Annotated in this window: 1 protein-coding gene; it reads right to left on the reverse strand. The window is 34.4% G+C overall.

Annotated elements, in window-relative coordinates:
- A partial coding sequence (locus INF68_RS22965) for a DUF262 domain-containing protein (RefSeq protein WP_193525478.1) occupies window positions 1-789 on the reverse strand: 789 nt, incomplete at its 3' end.
- Window positions 790-883 lie beyond the last annotated feature (94 nt).

Genomic DNA, 883 nt, shown 5'->3' on the forward strand with positions numbered 1-883 from the left:
ATATATCTCCACAAACAAAGTATAGAAATCAGCTTTTTTCATTGCTCTACTGTCTGGTGTGAAGTTCAAAGAATCGATGAAGTTTAATGTTTCCTCAATATTCTTTTTAATAGCATCTTTAGCAGGAAAATCCTCATTATATTTCTCGAGGTAAGATTCGATTTCTTTATCTCGATTGAAATACGTAGTCATGATCGTGACTGTCAAACCAAGACAATATCTAACATCATTCATTCTTTTAATGTCAGACGATGTAAATATTTTGTAGTGTTCAAAAAAATCATATCCTGAAAATTCCTCTCCGAAATTTTTAAACTCTCCACCATATCTTGCATTGTCAATTTCCATGGCGTTTAATCCATAACTAGTAGAGTTAATTTTCTTAAACACATCCCGAATGACTTCTATAGACATTGCACCTAAATCTCTTACAACTACGCTATATTCTAAAAAATCGATTTGTTGTTCTTCTGGAAGATCAGCATATTTAGGAAGATCTGCAGGCAATCGCAAGTCTGCGTCTCCTTTGAAATATTGATAAAGAGTCGTAACTCTTTGTTGACCATCAACTAATACTTCAGCTCCCTCACCAGTTTTAGGATCGACCTTTCCTGCGGCTATATATATTTCAGGGAAGGGATAGCCATGAACGACAGTTTTTATAAATTCTACTTTATCTTTATTTGTCCATACAAGACGACGCTGAAAATCAGGTTGCGGAATTAAAGTCCCGGAACCTATTGCTGTAAGTAAAACACGCAAACGTCTATTGGATGCTGAAGTGTTCATTGGTTGACCTCAAATATACATTGTTCTAAACAGGTTTCTTGGTATTTTTCAAGAAAAAAGGAATTGTAATATATCCCCGCTGCAATTTTATAAT

The organism is Enterobacter cloacae complex sp. P16RS2, from assembly GCF_014982155.1.
Taxonomy (GTDB): domain Bacteria; phylum Pseudomonadota; class Gammaproteobacteria; order Enterobacterales; family Enterobacteriaceae; genus Enterobacter; species Enterobacter cloacae_M.